The following is a 16,214-nucleotide window of genomic DNA, read 5'->3' on the forward strand; positions in this document are numbered from 1 at the left end:
CAGCTGTCTACCTGCCCGCATGGGTGGGATGGGATCAGGGGCTTCGGGAAGGCGGCAAAGAAAAAGCCCGCAAGCATGACACTTGCGGGCTTTGACTTTCGTCGGGACGGAGATGGTTTAGCTTGCGGCAGCGGCCGGTGTCGGGGTGTTCTTTTTGCCCTGCCACCAGTTAAAGGCCAGAACCGCAAGAAGGACGATCGTGCCAGCGATTTCTGCCCGGATGTCGGGATAGAACACGCCGATGGTTGCCGGAACGATGATGATGCGTGAAAGCACATCCATCGGGGCAAACAGGTAGCCTTCAAGGGCGGCGGCAAAGGCCACCAGACACAGAATCGCGGTAAAGCCGGTCCAAAGGACGATCTGGATCGAACCGCCTTCGATAATCTCCGGATTGAAGACCATGAAGGCCGGGATCAGATAGAGACCCTTGGCGAATTTCCACGCCTGAATACTGGTTTCCATCGGACTGGCGTTAGCAATTGCAGCCCCCGCGAAGCCCGCCAGTGCAATCGGAGGCGTGACGTTACTGTCCTGCGAGTACCAGAACACCACCAGATGCGCGATCAGAAGCGGAATGCCGAACTCGTTCGAAAGCGCCGGACCCACCAGCACGATCAGGACGATATAGGATGCCGTTACCGGCAGACCCATACCGAGGATCAGGCTTGCGATCAGTACCAGAACAAGCGCCAGAACGATGTTGCCACCCGAAAACGCGATCATCATCGACGAGAATTTCAGGCCAAGACCGGTCACGCCAACCACGCCGACAATGATACCGGCAACCGCACAGGCCATCGACACGGCAACGGCGTTTTTGGCACCAAGTTCAAGGGCGGCAATGGTGATCGCGATGCCCTTGCGGATGGCAGCGATCAGTTTTTCGTGGCTTGGTTTTTCACCCTGCTGCGGGGCGACAAAGAAGAACCACAGCGCATAACGCAGGGCGGCAACCGCCATCACCGACAGAATGGCCCAGAAGCCCACCCGCATCGGCGAGATGTTAAGCACCAGCAGGTAAATCAGAATGCCCAGCGGCAGGATGAACTGCCAGCCTTCCTTGAGAACTTCTTTCCAGTCCGGAAGCTCTTCGACCGGCATGCCGCGCATGCCCTGTTTCAGGGCAACGATATGCACGAACAGATAAACCGTACCGAGATAGAGGATCGCCGGGAAGATCGAGACCAGAACGATGTCGAGATAAGGCACCTGGGTATATTCTGAAATCAGGAACGCACCCGCCCCCATCAGTGGCGGGGTGATCTGACCACCGGTGGATGCCGCGGCCTCAACACCGCCCGCCTGTGCCGGGCGGTAGCCGAGCTTTTTCATCAGCGGAATGGTAAAGGCACCCGTGGTGACCACGTTGGCAATTGCCGACCCGCTGATCGATCCCATACCGGCCGATGCCAGAACGGCGGCCTTGGCCGGGCCACCCGGCTTTTTGCCGGTGGCGGCATAAGCCATATCGATAAAGAACTTGCCGGCACCCGTGACTTCAAGAAACGCCCCAAACAGAACGAACATGAAGATATAGGTCGCAGCAACCCCCATCGGCAGGCCGTAAATGCCTTCCTGACCGAGGTAAAGTTGCCCGACAAGGCGATCAACGTCGTTGCCGCGATGGGCAAGAATGCCCGGAAGCCATTCACCAACCCACGGCAGCGCACCGCGCGGACCCGACAGGGCGTAAATGATGGCAACGATGCCAATCACGGTCATGCCAAGGCCGACTGCACGGCGGCTGGCCTCCAGCACGGTGACGGTGGCAATCACGCCAATGATCAGGTCGGTTTCGCTCCAGAAACCGGCGCGGTTGATGATTTCATCGAGAAAGAACGTAAGATAGAAGCCCGTGGTAAAGGCACCGGCCAAAAAGGCGAGATCAATCACCCAGCCAAGGAAGCCGCGCTTTTTGTTGCTGCCGAAAATCGGGAACATCAAAAAGGCCAGGAACATCACGAACGCAAGGTGAATACTGCGTTGATAGAACAGGCCAAGCGGCTCGATCCCTGCGCCATACATCTGGAACAAAGAGAGTGCGACTGCGACAATCGAGATTGCCCACAGAACCAGTTTTGGCTGTGGCAATCTATCCGTCATGGATGGCAGCGTTGCCTGTTCGGACATGAAATTTATTCCCCGGTATCAAGGCGGATGGTGACACGGGTGTGTTCAGCCATCTTTGAAAGGTTGATTTCGTCACGGTCGGTGACGATGCGGTGGTTCACCGCAAGTGAGCCGACGCGCAACACATAGGCATTGCCGCGTACAGGTTCGTCGATATCTTCGATCCAGTATCCGCCGCCTTCTGCGCTGGTCAGAATACCGCGACCGGGATAATGACCAAGTCCCGCCGCGAAGTCGGGCTGATAGGCGCGATGGAGAACCATCTTGCCAAGATCGTCTACATAACAGTCAATCACGCCATCACCGGTGACAGAATGGTTCCAATACAGGCACCAGCCGGTTTGACGCGGAATTTCGGTTCTGGCCAGAAGCGCCCCGTCCGCGCCGATCACCTCTAGATGATCAATGACGGTGCCGGGTTTGACGTGATCCTGATAGGCCGGGCCAGCACATGCCGTGATCAGGAGAAGAAGGGCGGCCATTGCTGGCCGCCCGAACTTTTGCAGAAGCATCTTACTTGATCAGCTTCGGCGGAATCGGCATGCCGGTTTCTTCGTAGTAACGAAGGGCGCCCGGATGCATCGGGATCGGGGTCGAGTTCAGAGCGAAATCAACCGTGGTGTCGTTTGCTGCCGGGTGGATGGCGATCAGTTCGTCGACCTTTTCAAACAGGGTCTTGGTGATCTGATAAGCCAGTTCCTCGTCCATTTCTTCGTTCACGAACAGAACGTTCGGGGTCGAAATGGTGTTAACCGGTGCAGTTACGCCTTCGTAAACGCCTTTACGCAGGGCGTACGGTGCGAAGGTCGGTTCTGCATCGAGGGCAGCCAGGATTTCATCGTCGGTCAGCGCGATCAGTTTGATTTCACGCGTGGTCGCGAGGTTCAGGATCGAGCTGGTGGGCGGACCAACGCTCCAGAAACCGGCATCGATGTCACCATCACGAAGGGCATCTGCGGTTTCGTTGAAGTTCAGGCGCTGTTCTTCGATGTCATCATAGGTGATGCCGTTGGCAGCAAGCAGGGTCTGTGCCGAAACTTCGGTACCCGAACCCGGTGCGCCAACAGAAACGCGCTTGCCTTTAAGGTCGGCAAGGCCGTTGATGCCGCTGTCGGCCATGGTGACGAGCTGAACAGCGTTCGGATAGATCGACGCCAGAGCGCGAACGTTATCAAGGGTACGGCCTTCGAATTTACCGGTGCCGGTGTAACCAGCATAAACGGTATCAGCCAGACCGATTGCGATGTCACTGTCGCCACGGGCAATCAGGCCCATGTTTTCAACAGATGCGCCGGTGACTTCGGCAACAGCACTGGTGCCGTCGATGTATTTGGTGATCAGTTCCGCAAGGCCACCGCCATACGGATAATAGGTGCCACCGGTACCACCGGTTGCGATTGACAGTTGCTGTGCCGACGCGGGTGCGACGGTCAGCATCATGGCTGCGGCTGCTGCTGTGAGCAGGGTACGGAGCTTCATGATAGTCCTCCCTAGGGTTAAACACTTAAGCGACGAATAGATCCAAGAGATCGTAAAACAATATGGGTCTTCACGGTCGTTGGCGGCCTGTAAACCGGGCCTGTTGTTTTTGGGTTTTCGAAGATGCCGGATGTTGATCGCAACATGCTTGGCCGATCAAGCCAGACGGGCACCCTTCAAAGACCAATTCCAAGAGATGATTTTAAGTCAGCCGTTTGAACCGTCCGAACCGGACCGGCTGTCAGATTTCCTCCCTCGGATTTTTGTCAGTTTATCATTTTGGTGTTTTAAACTGCAATGAGTATGCCAAACAGGAAATAAAATTAACAATTACAAATCAATGACTTAGATTGCTTCAATTTGTCAATTCGGCATAATCTTGCCGATTTACCAAAATCGATCGGCGGATTCTTGCCGATTTGTTGCGCGTGCGAACAAAATATCGCAATGCAACAATAGCTTAGGCCGGTTTGTCACGCCGGATGTTGAGCTTTTTCATTTTCTCGTTAAGCGTCCGGCGCGGGATGTCGAGTTCTTCCATCACCGATTTGACATTGCCGTCATGGCGATCAAGCGCATCGCGAATGATGCGTTCTTCAAACTCGCGGACCTGATCGGCAAGGGCGAGATCGCCGCTATGTGTGCTGGTCGGTTCGAACCCGCCCTTGAACAGCCGTTTGAACCGTTCCTCAGGACTTCCAACCAAAAGAACATAACGTTCGGCCATGTTTTTAAGTTCGCGGACATTGCCCGGCCACTCATGGGCCCTGAGTTGCGCGATCAATGCCGGGGACAGGCGCTCATACGGGCGTTCGAACCGCTCGGCCGCCCGTTCGGCAAAGATATCAAACAGAAGCGCGACGTCATCCTGGCGTTCGCGCAACGGGGCGATGGACAGTTCAAACGTGTTGATGCGAAACAGCAAATCTTCACGGAAATTGCGTTCGGCAACCGCGGCGACCAGATCTTCGTTGGTGGCACAGATCAGGCGGAAATCGACCTTCACCGGCGCGTTCGACCCCAGACGCACCACTTCGCGCTGTTCAATTACGCGCAGCAATTTGGCCTGAAGGGCAAGCGGCATGCTTGATATTTCATCGAGAAACAGCGTGCCGCCAATCGCATGTTCGATCCAGCCGATCCGTTGGCTTGCCGCCCCGGTAAAGGCCCCCTTTTCATGGCCAAACAGTTCGCTTTCGGCCGTGCTTTCGGGGATGGCGGCACAGTTTACCGCGACAAATTTTTCATCACGCCGGTCACTCAGATCATGGATGGCGCGCGCGACCAGTTCCTTGCCGGTGCCGGTTTCGCCGGAAATCAGAACCGGGACTTCGGTGGGTGCGATATTGGCGATTTCATCCTTGAGGTTACGCATCGGCATCGAATTGCCGATCAGGCGGGATTCAAGGCTGCCGCGGCTTGCGATCTGTCGCCGAAGGTTGCGGTTTTCAAGAACAAGGCGGCGCTTTTCAATGGCGCGTTCAAGGCTTTCGACAATGTCTTTGGGCTCGAACGGCTTTTCGACGAAATCATAGGCGCCACTTTTCATCGCCTCGACCGCCATCGGCACATCGCCGTGGCCTGTCATCAGGATGATCGGGATGTCCGGGTCGGCGGCCAGAACAGATCGGGTAAAGGTAATGCCATCAAGCTTGGGCATTTTGACATCGGTCAGGATGACGCCGGCAAATTCGGGGCTGATATCATGCAGGGCCTGACGGGCATCTTCATAGACCGTGACGTCAAAGTCGGAAAGTTCAAGCCACTGGGCAAGCGAGACACGCATCGCCTCGTCATCATCGACAATGATAATGTGCGGTGTGATCTGAATTTCTGCGTCACTGTGTGGCACTTGCTTGGTGGTCGTCACGGTGTTTTACCCTTGAGTAACGGCAGGCGGACTTCGAAACAGGCCCCGGCCGTTTCGGTGTTATAGGCTTTTATGCTGCCCCCGAAGTCCCGCACAATGCCATAAGTTACCGAAAGTCCCAATCCCACGCCTTGTCCCGGATCCTTGGTGGTAAAGAACGGATCAAACAAAAGCGACAGGGTTTCTTCATTCATGCCAGGCCCGGTATCGGTAATCTGCATGATGACGTCGGTTTTGGTGCTCGTAAGGTCAATGCGGATGCGTTTGACCGAACTGTCGGCCATGGCATCCAGTGCGTTGCGGATGATGTTCACGCAAATCTGTTCAATGCGCACAAGATCGGCCTGGATCACCAGTGGCGTATCGGGCTCATTGCGCTCAAGCGTGCATTCTTCCTGCTGCAATTGCGGGCTTAGAAGTTGCAGGGTGTTATCAAGGGCGACCTTAAGGTCGACCGGCTCCAGCACGCCGGTGGATTTACGCGAAAACGTCTTGAGCTGGCCTGTGATCGCGCCCATGCGTTCGGTGAGTGCGGAGATCTGGTTGATGTTCTGATCAAGCTTTTCGGTTTTGCCGCGTTCCAGCATCAGTTTGGCACTGGCGCAGAATGTCCGAATGGCTGTGATCGGCTGGTTGATTTCATGGGCGATGGCAGCCGACATTTGACCAAGGGCGGCAAGCTTTCCGGCCTGCACCAATTCGTTTTGGGTGCCGCGCAGTTCTTCTTCGGTTTTGCGACGGACAGCGATTTCTTCTTCTAGGCGGATATTCAGTGCCTGAATGCGGGCAAACTCGCGCGCTTCGCGTTGGGAGGCGAGCTTGAGTTCGCGTTCGCGCAAAAACAGGATGATCAGAATGATCAGTCCGGCACCACTGACGGCAATGAACAGGGCGGCGGCCTGACGGTTGGAAACATAATCCATCGATGTCAGGTAATAGAGCCGCCATTTGCTGTCCTGCATGTGTTTGTCATCAAACAGGAAACGTTCGGAATTGATGGTTACAATGCCGGTACCCTTGGCCAGTTGCTGGCCGATATCAAGGGATGCCAGTTCCTTGCCGGGATATTGTTGATGGCGGACAATCCGGCCGCGCACCTCGGGCGAGAGTTCCGAAAGCGTGCGGTATTTCCAGTCGCCGCGACTGGTCATGGTAATCACACCGTCTTCATCGGCGACAAAGACGGTTTCCCCACCTCCCTGCCAGTTGCTTTCGACCTCATCGAGTTCGATCTTCACCACCGCAACGCCGATGATTTCATCGTCACCGCGGATCGGATTGGAAATAAACAGGCCGGCCCGCCCGGTGGTCACCCCGATGCCAAAGAAAAATCCCTCGCCGCCGGTAATCGACTGACTGAAATAGGGGCGAAATCCGTAATCCTCGCCAACAAAGCTGTCAGGGGTGTTCCAGTTGCTTGCCGCGACCGTCATGCCGGTTTTGTCCATGACATAAAGGGCGGCCGCGCCGGATCGTTGTTTGACCCGTTCAAGATACATATCCGCAGTGCGGGGATTTCCGGTGCCGGTGATGGCGGCGATCACTTCGTGATGGCGGGCAACGACATAGGGCAGATAGCGATATTGATCGACGGCCGCGCGCAGCGAACTGTCATACAGTGCCAGGCGCGCCTGTGCGGTGCGATGCAATTCATTGATCGTCAGATTGCCGGTCGAACTGACAACAAGCCAGACAACAAGTGTCGAAATCAAAACCCCGGCAGCGGTCAGGCTGGCACGGCTGAACTTGCTTAACCAATAGAAAATCGCGACCTCCCGTCGGGTCAGGGATCAATTTGGTTTGTCCCGCGTTCGGGACAGGTGGGCATTTTACCCTGATGCGATGATTGTTATTTGCCGCAGTGGCGCAAAGTCAACAAATACAGCGATGTGACAGATTGCACTGCGACTGTATTCGACAAGCCTTAATTATGCCGCAAGTGGTTATTTTTTCGCCACATTGGAATGTAAATTGTATAGTCACCACACGAATGAGTGAAATGTATCTGTCCAGTAGATGAGGTCCAGGTGAGTAAGATCGCACTTGTTGATGACGACCGTAATATCCTGACGTCGGTTTCGATGGCGTTGGAAGAAGAAGGATATGAGGTCCTGACATATTCTGATGGCTCGGAGGCACTTCATGCCATCACGAAGGAAGAGCCTGATCTTGCGGTGCTTGATATCAAGATGCCCCGTATGGACGGACTGGAACTTCTGACCCATTTGCGCAAGAAAACCGAAATGCCGGTGATCTTCCTGACGTCCAAGGATGACGAGGTTGATGAACTGACCGGCCTGCGGATGGGTGCCGATGATTACATCAAGAAACCGTTTTCCCAGCGTTTGCTGATTGAACGTATTCGCACCCTTCTGCGTCGCGCGGAAATCATGCGTGCGGGTGGTGTTCGCCCGAACGGGTCGGATGATGTTCTGCAACGCGGTGATCTGGTGCTTGATCCGTCGCGCCACATGTGCAGCTGGAAAGGTCAGCACGTTAATCTGACCGTGACCGAGTTCCTGTTGATCCAGGCACTGGCCAAACATCCGGGGCATGTGAAAAACCGTGACCAACTGATTGATGCGGCGTACGGCGAACATATCTATGTCGATGACCGCACGATCGACAGCCACATCAAACGCCTGCGCAAGAAATTCCGCGAGACCGACAAGGAATTCAAGGAAATCGAAACCCTCTATGGCGTCGGTTACCGGTACCGCGACACGGCCACTGTGGCAGGTTGATCAGGATTTTTGACGCGCCGGAGCTTTGTGCTTCGGCGCGCACTCTTTTGCAGGCCCGCTTCCCGGGCCGGTTATTGCAGGTTTGAATGAGCGATCTTGGGACTGGTGATCACGACCAGCACACAGGTCCGTCCGAACCCCGGACGACACGGATAGAGGAACGCCACGGGCTGTTTTCGCCTTTGACCTGGCGGATTCTGGCCGTGAACGCGCTGGCACTTTTTGTGCTGGTGGCGGGTATTTTGTATCTGGGCCGCTATAAGCAGGAACTTATTCATTCCGAACTGGAAGCCATGGCGGTGCAAGCCGAAATGTATGCCGCCGCCCTGTCGACGTCGGCGGTGAGTTCCAGCGATGACGCAACCAACCGGGTGAAAATCGAAGTGGCGCGCGAAATGGTGCGCCGTCTTGTCGGGATTACCGGCGCACGCACCCGGCTTTTTGCCACCAATGGCAGTCTTCTGGCTGATAGTCGCAGCATCCAGTCACTTGGTGCGGGCACCATTCAGGCCGAACAGCTTCCACCACCCGGCGAAGAAGATGCCTTTGCCGATATCATGCGCAAACTGACCGATGGCATCCTGACATTGTTTGAGGGTGAACAACCCTTGCCGCTTTATGTCGATCCGCCGGTTGCCAGTGCGGCCGATTACCCCGAAGTGCGTGCAGCCCTTGCGGGTTATTCGCGCGGGGTGGTCCGTGTTGATAGCGAAGGACGCCGGGTTTTGTCGGTATCGGTGCCGGTTGCACGGTTCAAGCAGGTTCTGGCATCGGTGATGATGACCAAAAGCGGCGAATCGATTGAAAACGCCCTGCATGCGGTGCGCCTTGATATCCTGAAAATCTTTGTCTTTGCCTTTGGCATTACGGTGTTGTTGTCGATCTATCTGGCAGGCGTGATCACGCGACCGCTGAACCGGTTGGCACGTGCGGCCGAACGGGTCCGGCGCAGCAAAAACCGCCAGTTTGCCATTCCCGATCTGTCGGATCGCCGTGATGAAATCGGCGATTTGTCGACCACACTGCGCGATATGACCGAAACGCTTTGGGATCGCATGGATGCGATTGAACGTTTCGCCGCCGATGTCGCGCACGAGATTAAAAACCCGCTGACGTCATTGCGGTCTGCGGTGGAAACCGCCACGCGCCTTAAGGATCCGGAACGCCAGCGCCGCCTGATGGAAATCATCGCCGAGGATGTCCAGCGTCTTGATCGCCTGATCAGTGATATTTCCGACTATTCGCGGATGGATGCCGAATTGTCGCGCGCCGAGAGCGAGGAAGTCGATCTTGATGTGCTGCTTTATACGCTAGGCGAACTTTATAACGCCGATGCAGAGGGCCCGCGGGTCAAGGTTTCGGTGCCTGAAAACCTCAATGTCCCGGCACTTGAAAGCCGCCTGACACAGGTGTTCAGGAACCTGATTTCGAATGCGATTACCTTTACCCCCGAGGGCGGTGAAGTGCGCGTGCGGGCATGGCGCGATAAAAACTGGGCCGTGATCACGGTCGAGGATGATGGCCCGGGCATCCCGCCGGGCAAGGAAGAGGCGATCTTCAACCGGTTCTATACCGAACGTCCGGCGACCGAGAAATTCGGGCAGCATTCGGGCTTGGGGCTTTCGATTTCCAAGCGAATCATTGCCGCCCATAATGGCGAGCTCAGTGCACAGAATCGCGTGGTTCGTGACGAGGTCAAGGGCGCTGTCTTTACCATTCGCCTGCCGCTCGACTAAGATTTTTCAGCGCAGAAAGTGCGAAATGCCTATGCGGGAGGTTAAGTGGATCACGCCCCGGGCTTTTGGGGTTTGACAAGCCAACCTCTGCCAAGCATCGTTTTGCATTATGTCCCAGCTTCACGCAAATTGTGTCCGGATCGGCGCCCATGCGGTGCTGTTGCGCGGACCATCCGGATCTGGAAAATCCGGTCTTTCGCTGCGTCTGATCGATGCGGGCGGCTTTCTTGTTTCCGATGATCGAACCGACCTTGTGGCGCGCGATGGGCGCCTGATCGCCAGCGCACCTGATCAGATTGCCGGATTGTGCGAAGTCCGCGGCATCGGTGTTGTGCGCGGTTTGCCGCAAAAAACCGAAGGCGATGTGCGGGTTCTGATTGATCTGGTCACCGATCCAGCCACGGTTGAACGCATGCCCGAACCCGATTTCGAAGAGATTTGTGGCATTGCGATCCCGCGTTGGACATTATGTGCATCCGATCTGGCCATCGAGGCAAAGATTGGAGTAGCTTTGGCGCTCGCGACGGGTGGAATGACACTTGAACCGTAATCCACAGGACCCAGACTTGCAGAAAACTTCGGCAAATTCTTCGGACAGCCAGAATAAGGCCCTGGGGGCGTTTGATGGCAAAAGCGGACTGGTTCTTGTGACCGGGGTATCCGGTGCCGGGCGCACGACGACCCTTAAGATTCTTGAAGATTTCGGCTTTGATGCGGTCGATAACCTGCCGCTGCGCATGCTATCCGCCCTGGTGCCGGGGGATTGCCGCCCGGAACAGCCGATTGCCATCGGCCTTGATATCCGGACCCGTGATTTCGGCGTTGATCAGTTTGTCGAGATTGTCGGTCGCCTGCGCAAACAGACGGGCATGGATCCGTTGATGATCTATGTCGATGCCGACACGACGGTCCTGCAGCGCCGATTTACCGAAACCAGACGTCCGCATCCACTCAGCCATGATCGGCCTCTGGTCGACGCGATCGAGCACGAAAAACGCCTGATGGCGCCGATTGCAGCGACCGCGGATATGCGCATTGACACATCGCGCCTGAAATCGGCCGAGCTTCGCAAGATCCTGCAAGACCAGTTCGACATCGGCGAAAATGAAGGCCTTGCGATCTTTGTGCGCAGCTTTTCGTTCCGTCAGGGTGTTCCGGCAGAAGCCGATCTTGTTTTTGACGTTCGCTTTCTGCGCAACCCGCATTATGATCCCGAGCTTCGCCTGATGACCGGGATGAATGCGGCTGTTGGGCAATACATAGAAGAAGACCCGGATTTCGCCGGGTTTATCGACCGCCTGAAGGCAATGCTGGAGCCGATTTTGCCGCGCTATGCGCAGGAAGGTAAAAGCTATCTGACCATTGCGGTCGGGTGCACAGGTGGTCAACATCGTTCGGTTTATATCGCGCGGTTACTCAATGACTGGATTGCCGATCTGGGATATGACACACATCTCAGCCATCGGGACAAACCGGACGAGCCGACCTCGGGGGAGTGAAAAATGGAGAAAACTGCATGATCGGGATGGTGCTGGTCACCCACGGCGATCTCGCGAAAGAGTTCGTATCTGCCTTGCAGCATGTTGTTGGCGAACAGGAAAATGTCGAAGCGGTCTGTATCGGACCGGATGACGACATGGAACAACGCCGCGCAGATATTCTTGCCAGTGTCGAAAAGGTCGACAGCGGCAAAGGTGTTGTCCTTCTGACCGACATGTTTGGCGGGACCCCGTCCAATTTGGCGATTTCCATTATGGAACAGGCAAATGTCGAAGTCATCGCAGGGGTTAATTTACCTTTGCTGATTAAACTCGCATCTGTTCGCATCGACGGGACCTTGGCCGAAACGGTCAATGCGGCCCAGGATGCGGGGCGTAAATACATCAACGTTGCGTCGCGTTTGCTGAGCGGCGAGGAATAAGTCAGCCACAAAAAGAACAGGGCCGGATGCGCGGGGACAGTGCATCAGGCTTGCGGGGACATACATGGCGCAGAAGGAAAAACGCACTTTAACAATCAGCAACCAGCGCGGATTGCACGCGCGGGCGGCGGCAAAATTTGTTAAACTGGCAGGTGAATTTCAATCGAGCATCATGGTGCGCAACCGTGGCACCGAAGTGTCGGGTGTGTCGATCATGGGGTTGATGATGCTGGCCGCATCGATCGGCACCGAGATCGAGGTCGAGGCCACCGGCCCGGACGCCAAACAGGCGATTGATGCGCTTAACGAACTGGTCGATGCCAAGTTCGACGAAGAATAGGATCCCGCGGATCACGATGTGAGGCCGCGGGCGTCTGAGTTTCGGGAAACAACAAGAACGAGTTGGTAGCAGACAAGGCTTGCAAGTTCCTCCGACAGACCAAACTGTTTCAGATGAAAATAACTCGGGCGTTCGCCGGGTCATAACCGGATTGGGCGCATCGGGCGGGATTGTGATCGGTCGCGCCTTTGTTCTGGATCGCCAGATCGTCCATGTCAGCCGCAAGCCGATTTCCCAAGATGCCGTGCAGGCCGAATGCAAACGTCTTCATGATGGCGTTGCCGAAAGCATTGATCAGCTCAAACGCCTGAAATCCCAATCATCGAGTGCCGAAAGTGCCGCGTCCGAGGAACTTGGCTTCCTGATGGATGCCTATATCCACATGCTGACCCAATCGCGTCTGGTGCGCGGGGCTGAGGAACTGATCGTCTCGCGCAAGCTTAATGCCGTACATGCGGTCAGCGAAGTGATCGATGCGATTGCCGAACAGTTTTCGGGCATGGAAGACAGCTATCTTGCGGCACGCGCCACGGACATTCGCGAGGTGGGCCTGCGCCTGATGCGCTGCCTGATCGGCGAGACCGACCGTGCAATGGACAATGCGCCACAGGGGTCCATCCTGATTGCCGAGGATGTTAGTCCGGCCGATATGGCCCGCTTTGAACCGGGCCAACTGACCGCCTTTGTCACCGCCCTTGGCGGGGCAGAAGGGCATACCGCCATCATGGCGAGATCCCTTGGTATCCCGGCCGTTCTGGGGGCTGCTGATATCGTTCGCGGCGTTGCCGGCGGCGATCAGATCATTATCGATGGCGGGCGCGGCGAAGTGATCCTGTCGCCAAGCGATGCCGACATCGAACATTATACCCAACGCCGTGCTGACTGGCTGGCGGCGCGCGAAAAGCTGGCATCCCTTCGCGATGTGCCCTCATCAACCCGTGACGGCATCGATATTGACCTGCATGCCAATATCGAATTGCCAATCGAACTTGCCGCCGCCCTGGAAAACGGGGCGACCGGTATCGGGCTTCTGCGCAGCGAGTTCATGTTCATGAACAAGGACTATCTGCCCGACGAGGACGAGCAATACGAAGAACTTGCCGATATCGTCAAACGCATGGATGGCAAACCGGTCACCATCCGAACCCTTGATATCGGTGGTGAAAAACTGGCCGTCGCCCTTCAAGATGAAATCGTGTCTGGCCCGAACCCGGCCCTTGGATTGCGTGGCATACGGTTGTCATTGCGCAAGCCGGAACTGCTTGAAGCACAGTTTGCCGCCATCCTGCGGGCGTCCCTGCATGGATCGGTTCGGGTGTTGCTTCCGATGGTGGTCAACGTGCATGAAATGACGCGTGCGCGTCAGATCTATGAGGCGGTGGCAAAGCGCCTGCGCAAGGATGGACATCCGATCCCCGAAACCCTGCCGCCGCTTGGTGCGATGATCGAAATTCCCGCCGCGGCGCTGGCGGCGGATACCTTGGCGCGCGACAGTGATTTCTTTGCCATCGGCACCAACGACCTGACGCAATATACCCTGGCGATTGATCGCACCGACGATCAGGTGGCGGGTATGTTTGATCCGTTGCATCCGGCTGTGCTGCGCCTGATCCGTGATGTGATCAAGGTGGCCCGCGAACGCGATATACCGGTCAGTGTCTGTGGTGAAATGGCCGGTGATCCGCGTTATGTGCCGCTGTTCATCGGATTTGGCTTGCGGAACCTTTCGATGTCGCCGGTCAATCTGTTGCTGGTCAAACAGCGCCTGCGCCGCCTTGATAGTCGCAATTCCGAACATCAGGCCAACCGCGTCATGGAACAATGGGATTCTGCCCGGATCGCCATGATGCTTGATGACTTCAACGATCTCGCCTGAAAAATCCCGTTCCTCATAGCTTGTTGTGATCGGCATCTATCCCAACATAGGGGACAGTTTTGCCGACAAATTTGATGCAACAGGCTCTAGTTTCCCGCCACAAAAAAGGCCGGGATTTCAGGGCGTGGGCATCTTTTATCCGGTCCGGTTTTGCCGGGAATGCAAATTCCGTCAAAAAAGAACTTGAAAACGATATAAAGATATCTTTATATGTAGCCTATAGCGATCAGGGAAATGATCGCAACAGAATTCTTCGGCGTATCGGCAGGATGGAAATCCCGTGCGGATGCGCCATTCCTGTTTGATTGGAGACGATATGTCGAACTTTACCGATTACAAGGTCGCTGATATCTCGCTGGCCGGTTGGGGCCGCAAGGAAATCGCGATTGCCGAAACCGAAATGCCGGGCCTGATGGCGCTGCGCGATGAATATGGCGCGGCCAAGCCGCTTGCTGGCGCGCGCATCGTCGGCTGCCTGCACATGACCATTCAGACCGCAGTTCTGATTGAAACCCTGACGGCACTCGGCGCAGAAGTTCGCTGGTCTTCGTGCAACATTTTCTCCACCCAGGATCAGGCGGCTGCGGCGATCGCGGCTGCTGAAATCCCGGTATTTGCCTGGAAAGGCGAGACCGAGGAAGAATTCTGGTGGTGCATCGAGCAGACCATTTCCGGTCCGAACGGCTGGAAGCCGAACCTGATCCTTGATGATGGCGGCGACGTTACCCAGCTGATCCACGACAAGTATCCGGAACTTCTCGAAGACATCAAAGGTCTGTCGGAAGAAACCACCACCGGTGTGCATCGCCTCTATGAAATGGCGAAAAAAGGCACCCTTAAGGTCCCGGCGATCAACGTCAATGACTCGGTCACCAAGTCGAAATTCGACAACCTGTATGGCTGCCGCGAGAGCCTTGTTGATGGCATCAAGCGCGCAACCGACGTCATGGTTGCCGGCAAGATCGCCGTTGTTGCCGGTTTCGGTGACGTGGGTAAAGGTTCGGCCGCGTCCATGCGCAGCCAGGGCGCACGCGTTCTGGTAACCGAAATCGATCCGATCTGCGCATTGCAGGCCGCGATGGAAGGTTACGAAGTCACCACCATGGAAGACGCAGCTCCGGTTGGCGACATTTTCGTCACCACCACCGGTAACATCGACATCATCACGCTTGACCACATGCGTGCGATGAAAGACCGCGCAATCGTTTGCAACATCGGTCACTTCGATTCTGAAATCCAGATCGGTTCGCTGCGTAACTACAAGTGGGACAACGTCAAGCCGCAGGTCGACGAAGTCGAATTCCCGGATGGCAAACGTCTGATCGTTCTGGCCGAAGGCCGTCTGGTCAACCTTGGTTGCGCCACCGGTCACCCGAGCTTCGTGATGTCGGCATCCTTCACCAACCAGGTGCTGGCTCAGATCGAGCTGTGGAAAAACCACGCCAACTACGAAAACAAGGTTTACGTCCTGCCGAAACACCTTGATGAGAAAGTTGCAGCCCTGCACCTTGATCGTCTTGGCGTGAAACTGACCAAACTGTCGTCCGAACAGGCCGAATATATCGGCGTGCCGCAGGCTGGTCCGTTCAAGCCGGATCACTACCGCTATTAATTGGCAGCTGCCGATTTGCATCAAAGCCGGTCTGTTCATTCAGACCGGCTTTTTTGGTGTCCAGATACAAAGCAAGTTGCTAGAAGCATTTTAATATTGTCAGACGGATGGCGGCCATGCCCCAGCTTGAAATCGAATATTCTGCCCAATTGCCCATCAAGGATGAATTGTCCAAGCTGGCGGTTGATCTGCATTACGTCATCGCCCGCGAGGCCGATGCGGAACTGAGTTCTTTCAAGACCCGGATTATGCCGCTGGAAAATGTCGTGATCGGCGATGGCGACCCGAAAAACGCCATGGTGCATCTTGATATCCGGCTGCTGTCAGGCCGGATCAATGCGGTGAAATTCGCAACTGGCGAGGCCGCCCTTGCCGCACTTATCGACCGGCTGGAATGGCTGGTTGGCGATTATCAGGTGCAGTTTACCGTCGAGGTCCATGACCTTGATCGGGAAAACTATTTCAAACATGTCACTGACGGCCCCCGCGCGGCTTGATTGCGC

At 55.9% G+C, this 16,214-nt stretch carries 14 protein-coding genes; 9 read left to right on the forward strand and 5 right to left on the reverse strand.

Annotation, left to right across the window (positions count from 1 at the left end):
- Positions 1-117: 117 nt before the first annotated feature.
- From TH2_RS03655 to TH2_RS03675, 5 genes are all read right to left on the reverse strand, one after another.
- Positions 118-2,133, reverse strand: a complete 2,016-nt coding sequence (locus tag TH2_RS03655; protein ID WP_008889047.1) for a TRAP transporter permease — start codon at positions 2,131-2,133, stop codon at positions 118-120.
- A 5-nt stretch (positions 2,134-2,138) separates the two neighbouring features.
- Complete coding sequence (locus TH2_RS03660) at positions 2,139-2,615, reverse strand: DUF1850 domain-containing protein (RefSeq protein ID WP_040822600.1); 477 nt, start codon at positions 2,613-2,615, stop codon at positions 2,139-2,141.
- Between the two features lie 31 nt (positions 2,616-2,646).
- Positions 2,647-3,612, reverse strand: coding sequence for a TAXI family TRAP transporter solute-binding subunit (locus TH2_RS03665; protein ID WP_008889049.1), 966 nt, complete (start codon positions 3,610-3,612; stop codon positions 2,647-2,649).
- Between the two features lie 460 nt (positions 3,613-4,072).
- Complete coding sequence (locus tag TH2_RS03670; protein ID WP_008889050.1) at positions 4,073-5,482, reverse strand: sigma-54-dependent transcriptional regulator; 1,410 nt, start codon at positions 5,480-5,482, stop codon at positions 4,073-4,075.
- Positions 5,479-7,194 carry a sensor histidine kinase gene (locus TH2_RS03675; RefSeq protein WP_008889051.1) on the reverse strand — a complete coding sequence of 572 codons (1,716 nt, stop codon included), beginning with the start codon at positions 7,192-7,194 and terminating at the stop codon, positions 5,479-5,481. Before TH2_RS03675 ends, TH2_RS03670 begins: the two co-directional genes overlap by 4 nt.
- A 315-nt stretch (positions 7,195-7,509) precedes the next feature.
- Here TH2_RS03675 and TH2_RS03680 point away from each other — a divergent pair, with 315 nt between their 5' ends.
- The 9 genes from TH2_RS03680 (at position 7,510) to TH2_RS03720 (ending at position 16,208) form a co-directional block, all read left to right on the forward strand.
- A complete protein-coding gene (locus TH2_RS03680) occupies positions 7,510-8,226 on the forward strand; it encodes a response regulator transcription factor (RefSeq protein ID WP_008889052.1) in 717 nt (238 codons plus the stop codon).
- A gap of 86 nt (positions 8,227-8,312) precedes the next feature.
- Positions 8,313-9,962 carry a stimulus-sensing domain-containing protein gene (locus tag TH2_RS03685; protein WP_081579257.1) on the forward strand — a complete coding sequence of 550 codons (1,650 nt, stop codon included), beginning with the start codon at positions 8,313-8,315 and terminating at the stop codon, positions 9,960-9,962.
- Between the two features lie 109 nt (positions 9,963-10,071).
- Entirely contained in the window at positions 10,072-10,512 is a 441-nt protein-coding gene (locus TH2_RS03690) for an HPr kinase/phosphorylase (RefSeq protein ID WP_008889054.1), read from the forward strand.
- Positions 10,513-10,528: 16 nt separating this feature from the next.
- Entirely contained in the window at positions 10,529-11,461 is a 933-nt protein-coding gene (rapZ, locus tag TH2_RS03695; protein ID WP_008889055.1) for an RNase adapter RapZ, read from the forward strand.
- Between the two features lie 17 nt (positions 11,462-11,478).
- Positions 11,479-11,883: a PTS sugar transporter subunit IIA gene (locus tag TH2_RS03700; protein WP_008889056.1), complete on the forward strand. Its 405-nt coding sequence runs from the start codon at positions 11,479-11,481 to the stop codon at positions 11,881-11,883.
- 64 nt (positions 11,884-11,947) lie between these two features.
- The gene (locus tag TH2_RS03705) at positions 11,948-12,223 is read left to right on the forward strand and encodes an HPr family phosphocarrier protein (protein ID WP_008889057.1); all 276 of its coding nucleotides are present in this window, start codon (positions 11,948-11,950) and stop codon (positions 12,221-12,223) included.
- Positions 12,224-12,302: 79 nt separating this feature from the next.
- Positions 12,303-14,099 (forward strand): phosphoenolpyruvate--protein phosphotransferase, encoded by a 1,797-nt coding sequence (gene ptsP / locus TH2_RS03710; RefSeq protein WP_051007567.1) that lies wholly within the window; start codon positions 12,303-12,305, stop codon positions 14,097-14,099.
- Positions 14,100-14,415: 316 nt separating this feature from the next.
- Positions 14,416-15,711 (forward strand): adenosylhomocysteinase, encoded by a 1,296-nt coding sequence (ahcY, locus tag TH2_RS03715; protein WP_008889059.1) that lies wholly within the window; start codon positions 14,416-14,418, stop codon positions 15,709-15,711.
- 116 nt (positions 15,712-15,827) lie between these two features.
- The gene (locus tag TH2_RS03720; protein ID WP_008889060.1) at positions 15,828-16,208 is read left to right on the forward strand and encodes a 5-carboxymethyl-2-hydroxymuconate Delta-isomerase; all 381 of its coding nucleotides are present in this window, start codon (positions 15,828-15,830) and stop codon (positions 16,206-16,208) included.
- The last annotated feature ends 6 nt before the right edge of the window (positions 16,209-16,214 follow it).

Origin of the sequence: Thalassospira profundimaris WP0211, assembly GCF_000300275.1 — a bacterium.
Classification (GTDB): domain Bacteria; phylum Pseudomonadota; class Alphaproteobacteria; order Rhodospirillales; family Thalassospiraceae; genus Thalassospira; species Thalassospira profundimaris.

Coding starts and splice junctions, on each gene's coding strand:
- ahcY (WP_008889059.1), top strand. CDS start 14,416: ATGTCGAACTTTACCGATTACAAGGTCGCTGATATCTCGCTGGCCGGT.
- TH2_RS03660 (WP_040822600.1), bottom strand. CDS start 2,615: ATGGCCGCCCTTCTTCTCCTGATCACGGCATGTGCTGGCCCGGCCTAT.
- TH2_RS03720 (WP_008889060.1), top strand. CDS start 15,828: ATGCCCCAGCTTGAAATCGAATATTCTGCCCAATTGCCCATCAAGGAT.
- TH2_RS03705 (WP_008889057.1), top strand. CDS start 11,948: ATGGCGCAGAAGGAAAAACGCACTTTAACAATCAGCAACCAGCGCGGA.
- TH2_RS03685 (WP_081579257.1), top strand. CDS start 8,313: ATGAGCGATCTTGGGACTGGTGATCACGACCAGCACACAGGTCCGTCC.
- TH2_RS03700 (WP_008889056.1), top strand. CDS start 11,479: ATGATCGGGATGGTGCTGGTCACCCACGGCGATCTCGCGAAAGAGTTC.
- TH2_RS03690 (WP_008889054.1), top strand. CDS start 10,072: ATGTCCCAGCTTCACGCAAATTGTGTCCGGATCGGCGCCCATGCGGTG.
- TH2_RS03665 (WP_008889049.1), bottom strand. CDS start 3,612: ATGAAGCTCCGTACCCTGCTCACAGCAGCAGCCGCAGCCATGATGCTG.
- TH2_RS03655 (WP_008889047.1), bottom strand. CDS start 2,133: ATGTCCGAACAGGCAACGCTGCCATCCATGACGGATAGATTGCCACAG.